The organism is Sutterella seckii, assembly GCF_009183815.1.
GTDB classification, from domain to species: domain Bacteria; phylum Pseudomonadota; class Gammaproteobacteria; order Burkholderiales; family Burkholderiaceae_F; genus Sutterella; species Sutterella seckii.
Map to the genome: position 1 here is coordinate 1 of NZ_WEHX01000171.1, position 1,864 is coordinate 1,864.

2 protein-coding genes are annotated in these 1,864 nt (G+C 51.8%); both read right to left on the reverse strand.

Going from position 1 to position 1,864, the window contains the following annotated elements; all coding sequences use genetic code 11:
* A partial coding sequence (locus GBM95_RS11600; protein ID WP_152159236.1) for an ISNCY family transposase occupies window positions 1–1,048 on the reverse strand: 1,048 nt, incomplete at its 3' end.
* Between the two features lie 404 nt (window positions 1,049–1,452).
* The coding region (locus GBM95_RS11605; RefSeq protein ID WP_152159237.1) for an autotransporter domain-containing protein at window positions 1,453–1,864 on the reverse strand (412 nt) is incomplete at its 5' end.

Here is a 1,864-nt window from a genome sequence, read left to right on the forward strand (position 1 = left end):
TCTTGCTGCCGTAGGACACCGTCAGGTTCCTGCTGATCATACGTGTATGCCATCTGGCAAAGATCTGCTCAATGCGTTCTTTCGTTTCCTCCAGCAGCGGCGCGTGGCTATCCTTAGAGTCAGCGGGAGCAATTGCGAATTCTTGGTTATAGCTCGCCAGCAATTCCGGCATTCGTGAATTTGCTTCCGCCATATTTCTGATGCCCAGCACACGGAACTCTTTTGGCCATCGTCCCTGCAGCGTGCTGAATGTTCGCTCGACCCGCCCTTTGGCTTCTGGCGAATTAGCCCGTATCCCCGTTACCCCCAACTCCCGACAGACTCTTTGAAATTGTGTTTCCTCGGATTTTCCGCTCTTCGAGGGATTTACTGGGGCAAAGATGGAATGTCTGTCGCTGTACAGAGCCCATGGAATCCCATATTTTTCAATGTACTTATTCAGCAACTGAAGATATCCTTCAGATGTTTCTGTTGGATAGAAGCCGGCGACCATGATGCGGCTTGTTGCGTCATCGACAAAGATGAGAAGCGCGTAGCTGTTATCGTCTCCGGTTCCCTCGAACCATGGATGCGGACTGCCGTCAATTTGAATCAGTTCCCCAACGCTCGATCTGCGGCGGCGCAGCTTATGCGCGGTCGACCTGCGCTCCTTTGGAGTTTCTTCCGGACGAAGTGTTGTCAGGATTCGTCGTACCGTTTCAACGGAGACCTCAATACCCTCAATGAGCAAATACTTATGCAGGAGGGTTGCCTGGAAGCCCTCATATTTGCCTGTTGCAAACTCGATGATCCTCGCTCTGATCTGCGGATCGAGCTTATTGGCCGGAACACGATTCCCTTGACCGGTATGTGAGGGCAGCCGACCTGTCTCTCGCCAGTTCTTGAGATGCCGCATAAACGTGCTGCGAGGCATCTGCATCAATGTCTTGGCATCCTCAACGCTATAGAGATGCCTTTCGTAGCCTTCAAAAATTTCCTGAGGTGTCAGCCGAGGGATTTCGGACTCAACAACAGAAGGGCCCCGAGACTTTCTTGCTTGTTTCGACATAGCAGTCTCCTTGGTAATTAAGCCGAAGGGATTTCGACTTAATATCCAAGGAATACATTATGTTAAGAGGAAATACCATTGTCGATATTCAGCATATTCAGTAGTCTCATGCAGAGGTATCCTGTCTTATTGCTGTGGTATCTCATCTCATTTCGTCATGGCATCGGGTCCCATTCATTTGTATGCAGTTCTGCCGCTGGGGCAAGTAGTCTCAGTGCAGAGGTAAAGCTGACCAAGAGTGGTATGCCGTCTCATTCAGAGCGGTTTGCAGTCTCAATCCCTGTGGTAATCCATCTCTCTTTACGGAGGTATCGGGTCTCAGTGGTAATGGGTCTCGTGGTAGCGGAGGTATCCAGGCCAACAGGATGTTGGTATATCGTCCCGGTCAGATACGGTATATGGTCTCAAATCCTTGGCGTATCACGTCTCAAAGTCGTGGCTAAACAGTCTCGTTTACGCTGACCGTTAACAGAAGCCCGAGACCTACGTCGTACCAGGGTGGCGTCGCCTGTAAACTCATAGCGCAGAGGCGTCAAGTCGTGATGCCCCTGCATGCAGAAGGTTTGTTCTCCCTTGAATTCGTGAGGGATGTCGGCACGCACGTAGAGATTCATCTTTTCTCCGCCCATGCGCTCAAGGTCTCGCCCGAGACGCAGGCCGGCCCGGCCAATCAGGCTGTCGACGCTGCTGTTCTCGATCTTCACATCGTTCGAAGTCTTGTAGTCCGACCTTCCAATGCGGGTGTACTGAAGCTGAGCCTGAGGCTCCGCATACCACTTGTCGGCGCTCGAAAGCTTCCAGCCGGCTTCAATGCTG